We start from the raw sequence: 13,374 nt of genomic DNA, 5'->3' as shown, positions 1-13,374 counted from the left end.
GGACAAGACAATGCAATCCAAACGCAGCGCCGTGCGGCGCGAGGCGTGGGCCGCGGGCACGATGATCGTGCTCGGCCTGGGCGCCATCGCGCAGGCGTCCACGTACAGCCTGGGAACCCTGGCGCGCATGGGACCCGGGATGTTTCCGGCAATCCTGGGCGCGTTGCTGGTGATGCTGGGCCTGATGATCGCCAGGATGGCCGTAGCGCCGGAGGCCGCCGATGATGATGCCGAAGATCTTCCGCCGCCCGAGTGGCGCGGCTGGGGCTGCATCATCGGCGGCCTGCTGACGTTCATCCTCATCGGGAAATTCGGCGGCCTGGTGCCCGCGACTTTCGCGCTGGTGTTCATCTCGGCGTTGGGCGACCGCCAGCACACGCTGCGCAGCGCCGCCCTGCTCGCCGCGGGCGTGACGGTGCTGGGCGTGGCCGTGTTCTCCTGGGCCCTGCAATTGCAGTTCCCGCTGTTCCGCTGGGGTTGAGTCATGGAAATCTTGAACAACCTGATGCACGGGTTCTCCATCGCCTTCGCGCTGGACAATCTGATGTGGGCCATCTTCGGCGTCTTCATGGGCAACCTGATCGGCGTGCTGCCGGGCATGGGCGTGCTGGCGGCGATCTCCATCCTGCTGCCGCTCACCTACACCATGACGCCCACGGCGGCCCTGGTGATGCTGTCCGGCATCTACTACGGCTCGCAGTACGGCGGCGGCATTACGTCCATCATGCTGAACCTGCCCGGCACCGCCTCCCACGCGGTGGCCTGCCTGGACGGCAACCCGCTGGCGCGCAACGGCAAGGCCGGCTCCGCGCTCTTCATGCTGATGTTCTCGTCCTTCTGCGGCGCGTCGGTCGGCATCCTGGCGATGATCCTGTTCTCGCCCATGCTGGTGGACGTGGCGTTCAAGTTCGGCCCCGCCGAGTATTTCTCGATGATGATGCTGGGCCTGCTGGCGGGCGCGACGCTGGCCAAGGGATCGGCGATCAAAGGGGTGGCCATGGTGGTGGTGGGCCTGCTCCTGGGCGTGGTCGGCACCGACGTCAACACGGGCACGATGCGCTTTCACTTCGGCATCCTGGAGCTCTCCGACGGCCTGCAGATCGTGGCGCTGGCCATGGGGCTGTTCGGCGTGGCGGACTTCCTGAAGAACATCAACCGCATCGGCGACGGCGGCAAGGTCACCGCCGGCAAGATCAGCATGAAGTCGATGCGGCCGGAAGCGGGCGACATCAAGCAGTCGCGCGGCGCGCTGGTGCGGGGCACGGCGATCGGCGCGGCGTTCGGCATCCTGCCCGGCACCGGGCCGACCATCGCCTCGTTCATTTCGTACGCCACCGAAAAGAAAGTCGCGCGCGACCCGAAGCGTTTCGGCCGCGGCGCGATCGAGGGCATCGCCGGGCCCGAGGCCGCCACCAGCGCCTCGACGCAGACCAGCTTCATCCCGACCATGAGCCTGGGCATTCCGGGCGATCCCGTCATGGCCCTGATGCTGGGCGCGCTGATCATCCACGGCATCCAGCCGGGGCCGCAGATGATGGTGGAGCACGCCGACATGTTCTGGGGGCTGATCGCCAGCTTCTGGGTGGGCAACGTGTTGCTGCTGCTTCTGAACCTGCCGCTGATCGGCATGTGGGTGCGCCTGTTGACCGTCCCCTTCCGCTACCTGTTCCCCGCCGCGCTGTTCTTCGTCTGCGTCGGCGTCTACAGCACGAACAACAACCTGTTCGACGTGGCGATGGTGACGGTGTTCGGGGCGGCCGGCTATGCGCTGATCCGCATGCGCTTCGAGCCCGCGCCGCTGCTGCTGGGCTTCGTGCTGGGGCCGATGGTCGAGGAGAACTTCCGCCGGGCGCTGCTGCTGTCTCGCGGCGACCTGTCGATCTTCGTGTCGCGGCCCATCAGCCTGGGATTCGTCGTGGCGTGCGTCGGGCTGATCGGCCTGTTGGCGGCCTCGGCGTTCCGGCAGCGCAAGGCGCGCGAGGCGCTGCGTTCCGAACCGGCGGCCTGATCAGGCCTCGGGCGTGAACAAGGGGCCGGCCGTGTGGCCATCGATATGGCCCAGCGGCCGGCCCGGATCGAGCCGGTCGCGCACGCGCTGCTTCAGGACCTTGGCTTCCGGGAAGCCGCCGTCGCTCTTGCGGTCCCAGATCAGGTCGCCGTTGTAGGTGATCTGGAACACGCCGCCCGTGCCGGGCTGCAGCACCACTTCGCCGAGATCGGTCGAGAAGGTGGACAGCAGCTCCTGGGCCATCCAGGCGGCGCGCAGCAGCCATTGGCACTGGGTGCAATAGAGGATGACGATGCGGGGTCGGAGGGCGGGCGCGTTCATGGGCTGATTCTACTTCCGTTCATGGATAATATCGGGTTTTCCCGGGTTCGCAACGAACCCCGAGCCTGCTCATGAAGTCCGCATTATCTCCCCGTGGCCAACGCTGGCTGATCGGCCTCCTGATGGGGCTGGTCACGCTCACGCCGATGGGCATAGACATTTATCTCCCTTCCCTGCCCGCCATGGCGCGGGATTTCGGCCGGCCGGTCACGGCGCTGCAGGCCAGCATCACCCTGTTCATCTTCGCGGTGGGCGTGGGGCAGATGTTGATCGGGCCGCTGGCCGACCGCTATGGCCGCCGGCCGGTGGCGCTGGGCGGCGTGCTGGCCTATCTGCTGGGGTCGGCGCTGGGCGCGGCCGCCAGTTCGCTGGACGTGTTCTACGTTGCCCGCGTCATCCAGGGCCTGGGCGCCTGCTCGGCGTCGCTCGTGGCGTTCGCGGCGGTGCGCGACTGCTTCAGCCCGGCCGTGGGCGCGCGCGTCTACAGCTATCTGAACGGCGCGCTGTGCACCGTGCCCGCGCTGGCGCCGATGGTGGGCGGCGCGATGGCGGTGCATGCGGGCTGGCGCAGCACCTTCGTCTTCATGGTGCTGTTCGCGCTCGCGCTGGCGGGCCTGTTGGCCAGCCGCTTCGAGGAAACCCGCGCCGCGTCCATCCGCGCGCCGGGCGCGCTCTACAGCCTGCGCCGCTACTGGCCCATCGTGGCGAGCGGCCGCTTCCTGTACTTCGCGGCCTTCGGCATGGCCGGCATGGCGATGATCCTGGTGTTCGTGTCCGCGGCCCCCGTGGTGCTGGTGCAGCAGCTGGGCTATTCCGAACTGGGTTTCTCCGCCTGGTTCGGCGGCAACGCGGCCATCAATATCGGCGCGTTCTTCCTCGCGCCCGCTTTCATCGCGCGCTTCGGGCGCCACACCATGGTGCGCGTAGGCATGGCCGCCCTGCTGCTGGCCGCCGGCATGCACCTGGCGGCCTGGCTGTGGCTGCCCTTGTCGGCCTGGGCGTTCATGCTGCCGGTCGCGGTGCTGACCGTGGGCTTTTCGCTGGCGCTGGGATCGGGCCTGAGCCTCGCGCTGGAGCCGTTCGCCGAACGCGCCGGCACCGCGGCCGCGGTGTACGGCCTGTTCCAGATGAGCGGATCGGCGCTCATCGCCACCGTCCTGCTCGACAGCGCCATGCCGCCGCAACTGGCCATGGCCGCGATCGGCGCGGCCATCGTGGCGCCGCTGCTGTGCCTGTCGGCCGGCATGTCGCGCCGCTTGGCGGCGGGCTGACCGGGCCCCGCCGCGCCCGGTTCCTTTTGACGGGCGCAGGCCGTAGTATCCAGGGATACCAACCTGGAGGCGACATGAACATCGATGAAACGGCGGAACAGCCGATCCTGGCGCGCACCGACGAGGGCGGCGTGGTAACGCTGCGCCTGAACCGGCCCGGCCAATTCAACGCCCTTTCCGAAGCCATGCTGGCCGCGTTGCAGGCGCAGATCGACGCCCTGGCCCGCGACACGCAGGCGCGCTGCGTCGTGCTGGAATCCACCGGCCGGGCATTCTGCGCCGGCCACGACCTGCGCGAAATGCGCAGCCAGCCGTCGCTGGACTACTACCGCGAACTCTTCAGGAAATGCGGCAGCGTCATGCAGGGCCTGCAAGCCCTGCCCGTGCCCGTCATCGCCAAGGTGCGCGGCATCGCCACGGCGGCGGGCTGCCAATTGGTGGCCAGCTGCGACCTGGCGGTGGCCGCCGATTCGGCCACCTTCGCGGTGTCGGGCATCAACGTGGGGCTGTTCTGCTCGACGCCCGCCGTGGCCCTGAGCCGCAACGTCTCGGCCAAGCGGGCTTTCGAAATGCTGGTGACGGCCCGGTTCATCGACGCGGCGCAAGCCCGCGACTGGGGCCTGATCAACGACGCCGTGCCGGACACGGCGCTCGACGGGCGCGTGCAGGCGCTGGTGGACGACATCCTCGCGAAAAGCCCCACGGCCATTCGCTATGGCAAGCGCATGTTCTACAAGCAGCGGCAGATGGCCCTGGCGGACGCGTACGACTACGCGGGCGACGTGATGGCCCGCAACATGATGGAGGCCGACGCCTGCGAAGGCATCGACGCCTTCCTGCAGAAACGGCCCGCGCGCTGGCAGGCCTGAGGCGCCGGGCGCCGGCGGCCCGCGGTCGCCGGGACGGGCGCGGGCCCTAGGCCAGCCAGCCCAGCGCCCAGCCGCCGGCCGCGGCCGTCAGCACCACCCATACGGGCGACCACCGGGCATAGACCAGCAGCGCGAACAGCAGCAACGCCAGGGCGAAGTCGGCGCGGCCCAGGATGCCGCTGACCCAGACCGGGTCGTACAGCGCCGACAGCAGGATGCCGACCACGCTGGCGTTCACGCCGGCGATCATATTGCGCACCCCCGGCCGGCGCCGCAGGCTTTCCCAGAACGGCAGCGCCGCCGCCACCAGCAGCGCGCCCGGCAGGAAAATGGCCACCAGCAGCGCCAGGCCGCCTGCCCAGCCCGACAAGGGCCCGGAAGACATGGCGCCGAGGAACGCGGCGAAGGCGAAGAGCGGGCCGGGCATGGCCTGCGCCGCGCCGTAGCCGGCGAGGAAATCGGCATTGGAGACCATGCCGCCGGCGACCGACGCGGATTCCAGCAGGGGCAGCACCACGTGGCCGCCGCCGAACACCAGGGCGCCCGCGCGGTAGAAGCCGGCCAGTTGTGCCGCCAGCGGCTCTCCGCTGAGCGCGGCCCAGGCGGGCAAGGCGGCCAGCAGGAAGACGAACAAGCCCAGGGCGATATAGCCGGCGCGGCGGGACACGCCTTGCGGCTCGGCCGTGAGCGCGGGCCGCGCGGGCACCTGCAGCGCCACCGCGCCGATGACGGCGCCCAGCACGATGGCGCCCAGTTGGCCAAGCGCGGTGGGCAGCGCCACGGTAATCAGCGCGGCGGCCACCGCCAGCCCCGCGCGCGGCCGGTCGGGGCACAGCGAGCGGCCCATGCCCCAGACCGCTTGGGCGATGATCGCCACCGCCGCGACTTTCAGGCCATGGATGGCGGCCGAGCCGGACAGCCAGCCGAAATGCGCCAGCCCCAGCGCGAACAGCACCAGCGCCACGGCCGTGGGCAGCGTGAATGCCACCCAGGCGGCCAGCATGCCCGCCCAGCCCGCGCGCCGCAGCCCGATGGCCATGCCGACCTGGCTGCTGGCCGGCCCGGGCAGGAATTGGCACAGGGCGACCAGGTCGGAATACGCGTAATCGTCCAGCCAGCGGCGGCGGTCCACGAATTCGGTGCGGAAATAGGCCAGGTGGGCCACCGGCCCTCCGAAGGACGTCAGGCCCAGCCGCAGGAAGACCAGGAAGACTTCGAGACAGGAGCCCGGGCCGGACGGAGCGCGGGTCGACGTCGCGGACGGGCTGGCGACGTGTTCGTCATGGGGAGGAGGCAGCGGCATGGGACTGGGCTTCATCGGCAGGCGGGGCATGCGTATCCTGCCCCTGTTCAAGCTTATAGCCGGGCGGCGTTGCGGATTCAACCGCTACGCCGCCGGACATGGCCCAGGCCGAAATGTCATTCTTGGCACTTCCGGGCTAGGCCATTACGCCGCATCCTGGCGCTATCGAGATGGTCTCGACGATACGGATAGGTAGGAACATGACTCAACGATTGAATTACTTCGAAACCTCGGCGGAACTCACCAAGAAGTACCTGGAATTCAGCACCGCGGTCAAAAAGACGGCGATGGCGCGGGAATTCGGCCACCTGGTCGACATCCGCGCCTCGCAGATCAACGGCTGCGCCTTCTGCGTGGACATGCACGTCAAGCAGGCCAAGATCCACGGCGAGCGCGAATTGCGCCTGCATCACCTGGTGATCTGGCGCGAATCCACCCTCTTCTCGCCGCGCGAGCGCGCCGTCCTGGCCTGGACCGAGGCCGTGACCACGCTGGGCCCCGAAGGCGTGCCCGACGCGGTCTTCCAGTCGCTGCGCGAACAGTTCTCGGAAGCCGAGATCTCGGACCTCACGCTGATGGTGATCGCCATCAACGGCTGGAACCGGCTCAGCGTGTCGTTCCGGAACGTGCCCGGTTCGGCCGACGCAGCCTACGGACTGGACAAGGCCGGGCTGAAGTAGGCATACGACCTGGGCGGGCGCGCGCCGCCGCCGGGCGCCACGAGCGGGTCCGCGCACATTTCCGGGCATCTCTCCGGGCGCTACATCAGCGCCCGGATGCGCAGGCCCAGCTCGCGGGCCTGCGCCTGGGACGCGATATTGGTGAAGCCGAGCAGCAGCGCCTGCTGGCCGTCCGGCGACGCGGACCAGCGCGACAGCGCTTCGGCGTACAAGCCCTGCTCCAGCATCCGCGCCGCCAGTTGCCGGTCGCCCTGCCCCGGTTCCATCCGCGCCACCAGGTGCATCCCGCCAGGCTGCGGCTCGATCCGCAAGCGGCTGCCGAGCGCGTCGGCCAGGCCCGCGGCGGCCGCGTCGCGCCGTTCCGCGTACAGCTTGCGCATGCGCTGGATATGGCGGCCGAAATGCCCCTCGGCCATGAAGGCGGCCAGGATGGCCTGCGTCAGGGCCGGCGCGCCGCCGGACAGCCAGCATAGCTGCTCGAAGCGCGCCGCCTGCGCCTCGGGCACCACCAGGTAGGCCAGCCGCAGGCCGGGAAACAGCACCTTGCTGAAGGTGCCGGCATACAGCACGCGCCCTTGCGCGTCCAGGCTCTTCAAGGCCGGCAGCGGCCGGCTGACGTAGCGGTACTCGCCGTCGTAATCGTCCTCCACGATCCAGGCCCCGCAGCGTTCCGCCCAATCCAGCAGCGCCTGCCGCCGAGGCAGCGAGAGCGACATGCACAAGGGGCTCTGGTGGGCCGGCGTCACCACCGCGCCGCACGCGCCCGGCGCCCGGTCCAGGCCGGCGCCGACCAGGAGCCCGTCCTGGTCCACGGGCACGGGGACCGGCCGCAGGCGCGCCTGTTCCAGCAGCATCCGCGTGGGCGGATAGCCCGGATCCTCCATCCAGACCTCGTCGCCCGGCTCGAACATGGCCTGCAGGACCAGGCGCATCGTGTGGTTGTAGCCCGAGGTGATGAACACCTGCGACGGCTGGCAATGGATGCCGCGCGCCACTTGCAGGTAGGCGGCCGTCGCGCCGCGCAGGGCCGGCAGGCCGCCGGTGGGCGGATAGGCCAGTTCCGGCGCCTGCAAGGCGCGCAATTGCCTCGCCCCCAGCCGGGCCCAGAGCTTGCGCGGGAACGCGTCCAGCGCCGGCACGCCCATCTGGAACGGCAGGACGCCGGAGGACCGCGGCCAGGGGGATTCGTCGGCCGTGGCGCGCGCGGGCGGCGGCGCGCTGGCCGAGGCCTGCGGCTGCAGGTCGGGCGACACCACCGTGCCGGCCTGGCCCCGCGGCTGGAGGTAGCCCTCCGACACCAGCAGCGAGTACGCGACTTCCACCGTGCCCCGGGCCACGCCCAGTTCCCTGGCCAGCGCCCGCGCCGACGGGATGCGGTCGCCGGGCTTGAGCGTGCCCTGGGCGATGGCGTTGCGGAAGCGCTCGTAGACCTGCCGGTACAGCGGTTCGGCGCCGGCGGCCGAGGGCGGCGCGGCGGGCGGGGTAGTGTGAATCATGGCATAGTCAGAAAATCAATTTATGGCCCTTCTAATTATGTCATGCGCCTCCTACCATGGCAGACATGACATACCCCGACGACACCCTATTGCGCCACCTCGACACGCCGGACGCGCTGCGCGCCTGCCTGCCGCTGATGCGCGAATTGCGCCCGCACCTGCACGAAGAAGCCGATTTCATCGAACGCATCGGCCGCATGCGCCAGGAGCGCTACCGCCTGCTGGCGGCCGTGCCCGAAGGCCATGCGGTGGCGCTGGCCGGCTACCGCTTCCAGGAAAACCTGATCTACGGCCGTTTCCTCTACGTGGACGACCTGGTCGTCTCGCCCGACCGTCGCGGCGAGCGCTGGGGCGCCCGGCTGCTGCAGGCGCTCGAAGACATCGCGCGCGAGCACGGCTGCGCGCGGCTGGTGCTGGACACCGGCCTGGCCAACGCCCTGGCCCAACGCTTCTATTTCCGGCAAGGTCTGTTGACCGGCGCCATCCGCTTCGGCAAGACACTCGACACCTCCATCGCATGAGCATCCTACGCATCATCTGCAGCCCCCGCGGCTCCGCCTCCGAAAGCTATCGCCTGTCGCAGCGCATCGTCGACCGTCTCGTCGAGACGGCGGACGGAACGCCGCCGCCCGTGGTCGACATCGACGCCAACCTGCTGCCGCACGTCGATCCCGGCTACGCCATGGCCTTGGGCTCGCCCCAGGATCCATCGGAAGACGAGCTCGGCCGCGGCGCGCTGCGGCAGTCCGCCGACCTGATCCGCGCGCTGCGCGAGGCCACGCATCTGGTCATCGCCACGCCGATGCACAACTTCACGGTACCCTCTTCCCTGAAGGCCTGGATCGATCACATCGTGCGGGTGCGCCACACCTTCCGCATCACGTCCGAGGGCAAAGTCGGCAACCTCGCCGACCGCCCGGTGTACGTCGCGGTTTCCTCGGGCGGCGATTTTTCGGGCGGCGCCCATGCCCAGCCCGACTTCCTCACGCCCTATCTCCGCCACGTGCTGGGCACGATAGGCCTCACCGACGTGACCTTCTTCTCGGTCCAGGGCACCGCGCGCAGCGCGGAGGCGCTCGCTGCCGCGCGGGCGCGGGCCGAGGCCGAAATCGCCGGGCATGCGTTCGGCGCGCGCGCGGTCGAGGCCTGGTAGGCAGGCGCCATTGCGCGCGCACCAAGCCGCTCTCATCCTTACGGATACCCCTTCCTGCAAGCGGCTCCGCCCGTTTGCGGGATTAAATCGGGGCGCATTGACTTTGCCGAATGGCGGGCACTACGCTTTTCGCGGAACGCTTTCCGCTTAGGGATTGCGGCCTATATCCGCCCTTCGGGCTTTCGTGCAGGAGCGCGCCATGACCTTGCCGTATCGACCGGGCTTTCTCGCCGCCGCCGTCCTGGCGCTGTATGCGCTGATGGCGCCGAGCGCGGAGGCGGCCTGCGCCGACAAGAAGATACTGGCGATGGCGAAGGACGGGCGTTCGGTGCAATCCATCGCCAAGGCCTGCAATATGCCCGCCGCCAAGGTGCGCGGCGTGATCGACGGCGACGATGCCGACAAGGCGCCGCCGCCGTCGTCCAGGGCGGCGCCCTCCTCGTCCGCCACATCGTCTTCCCCGTCCTCCGCGCCGCCCGCCTCGGCCGCGGCGCGGAACGATCGCGCGGAGCGGAAGGACAAGACCGCCAAAGGCGAGCTGTTCGACTCGCCCGAAATCTCCAGGAAGCTGCCTTCGGGCGCGGGGCTGGTGCTGTGCGACTGCCAGGGCTCGGTGCCCTACGGCGAGAAGGCGCCGGAACTGCGCTGCCAGAGCGGCACCTCGATCGCCACGCCCTGCGCCGGCTATTGCCCGCCCACCGGCATCGCGCCGTGGCGGCGGATATGCAGCTGACGGCTGGGGCGTGAGCTGCGCTAGCGGTCGATGCGCAAGGCGTCGGACGCGCGCGGCAACGGCGGTTCGACGCGCAAGGCCAGGCGCGGCGGCCGCACCCGCAGCTTTTCCCTGGCCCGGCCCTCTCGGTTGGTGCGCCGCCAGTCTCTTCCCTATTGCTGGACGGCGTCGAGGACCAGGCTGGCGCGCACCTGGTCGATGCGCAGGCCGTCTCGCCGCGTGACCTCGAAACGCCAGTCGCGCCAGGAGATGGCCTCGCCCGTTTCGGGGATCCGGCCGCCCGCGCGCAGCAGGCAGCCCGCCAGCGTCGCGTCGGGATAGTCGTCGGCCAGCGCCGGCGCTTCCAGCAGGCGCGCGGCCTCGTCCACGGCGAGGCGGCCGTCCAGCAGCCACGACCCGTCCGACAGGCGCAAGGACTCGGCGTTGTCTTCCAGATGCTCGGGCAGGTCGCCGGCCACCGCCGTCAACACGTCCATGGGCGTGACCAGGCCTTCGCACACGCCGTGCTCGTCCACCACGATCAGCATGTGGTCGCGCGAGGCGCGCAGCTCGTCCAGCACCTTGAGCACCGGCATGGTCTCCATCACGTAGCGCGGTTCGCGCGCCAGCTCCACCAGGTCGATCGGGCCCGGATTCTGCAGCAGCGGCAGCACGTCCTTGAAGTGCAGCACGCCCAGCACGTTGGCAGGGTCGCCCGCGCACAGCGGCAGGCGCGAGTGGCCGCTGCCGAACTTGCGCACGATGGCCTGCGGCGTATCGGCCACGTCCAGCCAGGTGATGTCGCCGCGGGGCACCATGATGGACCGGACGTCGCGCCCGCCGATGGACAGCACGCGTTCGATCATGGTGCTTTCCTCGGGCGCGAACGCGGGCTCGTCGCCCACGCCGTCGACCAGGGCGACCACCTCGTCCACCTGCCCGCCCGCCTGGCCGGCGGGCCGCGCGCGCAGCAGGCGCAGCACGGCTTGCGCGGTGCGCTGGCGGCGGCCCAGGGCGTGCGTGCCCTTGGCGCGGTTGCGGCGCGCCAGCTGGTTGAACAGCTCGATCAGGATCGAGAAGCCGATGGCGGCATAGAGGTAACCCTTGGGCACGTGGAAGCCCAGGCCTTCGGCCACCAGGCTGAAGCCGATCATCAGCAGCAGGCCCAGGCACAGGATCACCACCGTGGGGTGGCGCGCGACGAAGCCCATCAACGGGCGGCTGGCCAGCATCATCACGGCCATCGCCACGACCACGGCGATCATCATGATGCTCAGGTCCTGCACCATGCCCACGGCGGTGATCACCGAGTCCAGCGAGAACACGGCGTCCAGCACCACGATCTGCAGGATCACCTGCCAGAACACCGCGTGCTGCGGCTTCTGGCCCGAGTCGTGGCTGGCGCTGCCCTCGACGCGCTCGTGCAGCTCCATCGTGCCCTTGAAGAGCAGGAACAGGCCGCCCAGGATCAGGATCAGGTCGCGGCCGGAGATCTCCGCGCCCATCAGCGTGAACAGGGGCGCGGTAAGCGTGACCACCCAGGCGATGCTCGCCAGCAGGCCCAGGCGCATGACCATGGCCAGCGTCAGGCCGATCATGCGCGCGCGGTTGCGCTGTTCGGGCGGCAGCTTGTCCGCCAGGATGGCGATGAATACCAGGTTGTCGATGCCCAGCACAATTTCAAGCACGACCAGGGTCGCCAGGCCTAGCCAGGCGGTGGGGTCGGTCATCCAATCGAAAATCATCAAGGTTCCACGGAAAGCGTGTCGCGACGCCGAATGGCGTCGCCAGGATCAAGGGGAAGCAGGCGCGGGTGCGCGCGGACGGCGGCGGGCGGCGCGCGGCAGCCCAGGCGTGGCGTGGGCGCCGTGGCCAGGATGAAATCGTGGGACGGACGCGCGGCGCGGGCCGCGGCGTCGCGGGGAGTGGGCGTAGGGCGCCAGCTGGGTGGCGCCGCCCTAGGAGGAGGGTCTTCGGTCATAGATGGCGGACGGCCGGGGCTGCCTGGGGCAGCGTTGAGGCGGCGCATCCACCTTGCTCTCTTTCTTACTGGAACCTGAATATTACCTGAAATCAGGGGCCTGCCTGGGCGGCCCCCTCGCGCGTTTTCCGATTTTTATTGGTGTTTACCCCTAGGGGACGGTATACTCGCCGCACTTTCAACCCTTTAGAGATCAACGTGGACAACGACGGATGTAGTCGCAACACGACTGCACGCGCCGCTTGACGCAGGATCCGCGGACCTGATCCGCGCCGGTCCTGCCCAGAGCCAGGATCCGGCACCCCGGCCCCGATGCACGCGCATCCCGGCCGCCGCCCTTCCCCGTACTGCTTACCGACCCGATACGCCGGCATCGCCGCGCGCGTTTCGGACCGGTTCGGCTGCGCGTGCATGTGGACCTTCCACCGTACTCCCCCGACAAGGAGACGAGCATGCGCGTCAAGAAATTCCTCCCCTATCAGTTCACCATCGTGAGCCTCGGCGCCACGCTGAACGTCCTGCGCAAGCAGCTGTATTACGAGCTGCGCGAACTGGATCTGCGCGTGCTGGCCGTGCGCATGTCGCGGACGGAGTCCGACCAGCTGGCCTCGACGGTCGTGACGCTGGAGTGCCCGCCGCACCAGCGCTCGCAGCTGGGCGCGATCGCGCTGCGGCTGGGCCGCAGCCCGGACGTGCGGCGCGTGCACTGGCAGCACGAGTCGGGCGCCGCCATCGCGGTGCTGCCCGCCTGAAGCCCCGCCGGCCCGGCCGGTGTCATCAAGAATCCGCATCTATCACCGATGATGGCGCGCGCCGCCGTCATCGCAGGAGTCCCCATGAAGAATTTCGAAAACATCCAGTACCTGACCCTGGCCAACACGCTGGTCAGCCTGCTCACCGCGTTCGTGCTGGGCGCCATCGTCGGTTTCGAGCGCCAGTTCCGGCAGCGCACGGCCGGGCTGCGCACCAACGTGCTGGTGGCGGTGGGCGCGGCGATCTTCGTCGACATGGCGTTCCGGGTGGGCGGCTCGGACGGCGGCGCGCGCGTGATTTCCTACGTGGTGTCGGGCGTCGGCTTCCTGGGCGCGGGCGCCATCATGCGCGAAGGCGGCAGCATCCGCGGCCTGAATACCGCGGCCACGCTGTGGGGGTCGGCGGCCATCGGCGCCTGCGCCGGCGCCTCGCTGATGCTGGAGGCCGTGGCCGCCACCGCCTTCGTGCTCGCGGCCAATACCCTGCTGCGCCCCGTGGTCAGCTACGTCAACCGCCAGCCGGTCGACGCCCAGACCACGGAAGTCACCACGGTCATCCACCTCATCGCGAACGTGGAGCAGCGCCAGGCCGCCATGACGGTGCTGGAAGACGTGCTGGAAGCCGAACAGCTGCCCCTGTCCGAACTGAAGATCGATCAGTTCGGCGAGAACGAAGTGGAGATCGAGGCGGCGCTGAGCGAGGCCTCGGTGGACGAGCTGGACCTGGACCGCGTGGTCGCCAGCATCGCCGCCTCGCCCGCGGTGCGCACCGCCTTCTGGGCGGCCCGCACCGTCTGAGGACGCGCCGCCCGGCGGCTCGACGGCCCT

General features: G+C 69.7%; 14 protein-coding genes. 10 read left to right on the top strand and 4 right to left on the bottom strand.

Going from position 1 to position 13,374, the window contains the following annotated elements; all coding sequences use genetic code 11:
- The first annotated feature begins 10 nt into the window (after positions 1–10).
- Together ADE01S_RS11400 and ADE01S_RS11395 are read left to right on the top strand one after the other, a co-directional pair.
- Positions 11–481 (top strand): tripartite tricarboxylate transporter TctB family protein, encoded by a 471-nt coding sequence (locus tag ADE01S_RS11400; RefSeq protein WP_062681808.1) that lies wholly within the window; start codon positions 11–13, stop codon positions 479–481.
- 3 nt (positions 482–484) lie between these two features.
- A complete protein-coding gene (locus tag ADE01S_RS11395) occupies positions 485–2,008 on the top strand; it encodes a tripartite tricarboxylate transporter permease (protein WP_062681807.1) in 1,524 nt (507 codons plus the stop codon).
- On the opposite strand, the gene ADE01S_RS11390 is transcribed toward ADE01S_RS11395, so the two are convergent.
- Entirely contained in the window at positions 2,009–2,329 is a 321-nt protein-coding gene (locus ADE01S_RS11390) for an Rdx family protein (RefSeq protein WP_062681806.1), read from the bottom strand.
- Positions 2,330–2,400: 71 nt separating this feature from the next.
- On the opposite strand from ADE01S_RS11390, the gene ADE01S_RS11385 reads away from it, so the two are divergent.
- Both ADE01S_RS11385 and ADE01S_RS11380 read left to right on the top strand, forming a co-directional pair.
- Positions 2,401–3,600, top strand: a complete 1,200-nt coding sequence (locus tag ADE01S_RS11385; protein WP_062681805.1) for a multidrug effflux MFS transporter — start codon at positions 2,401–2,403, stop codon at positions 3,598–3,600.
- A gap of 74 nt (positions 3,601–3,674) precedes the next feature.
- A complete protein-coding gene (locus tag ADE01S_RS11380) occupies positions 3,675–4,469 on the top strand; it encodes an enoyl-CoA hydratase (protein WP_062681804.1) in 795 nt (264 codons plus the stop codon).
- 46 nt (positions 4,470–4,515) lie between these two features.
- Here ADE01S_RS11380 and chrA read toward each other — a convergent pair whose 3' ends face one another.
- Positions 4,516–5,772 (bottom strand): chromate efflux transporter, encoded by a 1,257-nt coding sequence (gene chrA / locus ADE01S_RS11375; protein WP_062681927.1) that lies wholly within the window; start codon positions 5,770–5,772, stop codon positions 4,516–4,518.
- Positions 5,773–5,972: 200 nt separating this feature from the next.
- Between chrA and ADE01S_RS11370 the strand changes: the two genes are divergently transcribed.
- Entirely contained in the window at positions 5,973–6,452 is a 480-nt protein-coding gene (locus ADE01S_RS11370; RefSeq protein ID WP_062681803.1) for a carboxymuconolactone decarboxylase family protein, read from the top strand.
- Positions 6,453–6,532: 80 nt separating this feature from the next.
- Here ADE01S_RS11370 and pdxR read toward each other — a convergent pair whose 3' ends face one another.
- The gene (gene pdxR / locus ADE01S_RS11365) at positions 6,533–7,948 is read right to left on the bottom strand and encodes a MocR-like pyridoxine biosynthesis transcription factor PdxR (RefSeq protein WP_062681802.1); all 1,416 of its coding nucleotides are present in this window, start codon (positions 7,946–7,948) and stop codon (positions 6,533–6,535) included.
- A gap of 56 nt (positions 7,949–8,004) precedes the next feature.
- On the opposite strand from pdxR, the gene ADE01S_RS11360 reads away from it, so the two are divergent.
- The 3 genes from ADE01S_RS11360 (at position 8,005) to ADE01S_RS11350 (ending at position 9,834) form a co-directional block, all read left to right on the top strand.
- Positions 8,005–8,469, top strand: a complete 465-nt coding sequence (locus tag ADE01S_RS11360; RefSeq protein ID WP_370511536.1) for a GNAT family N-acetyltransferase — start codon at positions 8,005–8,007, stop codon at positions 8,467–8,469.
- Complete coding sequence (locus tag ADE01S_RS11355; protein ID WP_062681801.1) at positions 8,466–9,101, top strand: FMN-dependent NADH-azoreductase; 636 nt, start codon at positions 8,466–8,468, stop codon at positions 9,099–9,101. The genes ADE01S_RS11360 and ADE01S_RS11355 overlap by 4 nt, the downstream gene beginning before the upstream one ends.
- 199 nt (positions 9,102–9,300) lie before the next feature.
- Positions 9,301–9,834 carry a hypothetical protein gene (locus ADE01S_RS11350; protein WP_062681800.1) on the top strand — a complete coding sequence of 178 codons (534 nt, stop codon included), beginning with the start codon at positions 9,301–9,303 and terminating at the stop codon, positions 9,832–9,834.
- 152 nt (positions 9,835–9,986) lie between these two features.
- Here the strand turns inward: ADE01S_RS11350 and ADE01S_RS11345 are convergent, their stop codons facing one another.
- A complete protein-coding gene (locus ADE01S_RS11345) occupies positions 9,987–11,558 on the bottom strand; it encodes a TerC family protein (RefSeq protein WP_062681799.1) in 1,572 nt (523 codons plus the stop codon).
- Between the two features lie 688 nt (positions 11,559–12,246).
- Here ADE01S_RS11345 and ADE01S_RS11340 point away from each other — a divergent pair.
- Positions 12,247–12,546: a hypothetical protein gene (locus ADE01S_RS11340; RefSeq protein WP_242663465.1), complete on the top strand. Its 300-nt coding sequence runs from the start codon at positions 12,247–12,249 to the stop codon at positions 12,544–12,546.
- Positions 12,547–12,630: 84 nt separating this feature from the next.
- Positions 12,631–13,344, top strand: a complete 714-nt coding sequence (locus ADE01S_RS11335) for an MgtC/SapB family protein (protein WP_062681798.1) — start codon at positions 12,631–12,633, stop codon at positions 13,342–13,344.
- Positions 13,345–13,374 lie beyond the last annotated feature (30 nt).

This window comes from Achromobacter denitrificans NBRC 15125 (genome assembly GCF_001571365.1).
Lineage (GTDB): Bacteria > Pseudomonadota > Gammaproteobacteria > Burkholderiales > Burkholderiaceae_B > Achromobacter > Achromobacter denitrificans.
Note: the sequence above shows the minus strand (reverse complement) of the source record. Positions and strands in the feature narration are given on the sequence as shown.

Excerpts from the sequence above, each read along its gene's own strand:
- ADE01S_RS11400 (WP_062681808.1), top strand. The coding sequence starts at position 11 with ATGCAATCCAAACGCAGCGCCGTGCGGCGCGAGGCGTGGGCCGCGGGC.
- ADE01S_RS11395 (WP_062681807.1), top strand. The coding sequence starts at position 485 with ATGGAAATCTTGAACAACCTGATGCACGGGTTCTCCATCGCCTTCGCG.
- ADE01S_RS11390 (WP_062681806.1), bottom strand. The coding sequence starts at position 2,329 with ATGAACGCGCCCGCCCTCCGACCCCGCATCGTCATCCTCTATTGCACC.
- ADE01S_RS11385 (WP_062681805.1), top strand. The coding sequence starts at position 2,401 with ATGAAGTCCGCATTATCTCCCCGTGGCCAACGCTGGCTGATCGGCCTC.
- ADE01S_RS11380 (WP_062681804.1), top strand. The coding sequence starts at position 3,675 with ATGAACATCGATGAAACGGCGGAACAGCCGATCCTGGCGCGCACCGAC.
- chrA (WP_062681927.1), bottom strand. The coding sequence starts at position 5,772 with ATGCCGCTGCCTCCTCCCCATGACGAACACGTCGCCAGCCCGTCCGCG.
- ADE01S_RS11370 (WP_062681803.1), top strand. The coding sequence starts at position 5,973 with ATGACTCAACGATTGAATTACTTCGAAACCTCGGCGGAACTCACCAAG.
- pdxR (WP_062681802.1), bottom strand. The coding sequence starts at position 7,948 with ATGATTCACACTACCCCGCCCGCCGCGCCGCCCTCGGCCGCCGGCGCC.
- ADE01S_RS11360 (WP_370511536.1), top strand. The coding sequence starts at position 8,005 with ATGGCAGACATGACATACCCCGACGACACCCTATTGCGCCACCTCGAC.
- ADE01S_RS11355 (WP_062681801.1), top strand. The coding sequence starts at position 8,466 with ATGAGCATCCTACGCATCATCTGCAGCCCCCGCGGCTCCGCCTCCGAA.
- ADE01S_RS11350 (WP_062681800.1), top strand. The coding sequence starts at position 9,301 with ATGACCTTGCCGTATCGACCGGGCTTTCTCGCCGCCGCCGTCCTGGCG.
- ADE01S_RS11345 (WP_062681799.1), bottom strand. The coding sequence starts at position 11,558 with ATGATTTTCGATTGGATGACCGACCCCACCGCCTGGCTAGGCCTGGCG.
- ADE01S_RS11340 (WP_242663465.1), top strand. The coding sequence starts at position 12,247 with ATGCGCGTCAAGAAATTCCTCCCCTATCAGTTCACCATCGTGAGCCTC.
- ADE01S_RS11335 (WP_062681798.1), top strand. The coding sequence starts at position 12,631 with ATGAAGAATTTCGAAAACATCCAGTACCTGACCCTGGCCAACACGCTG.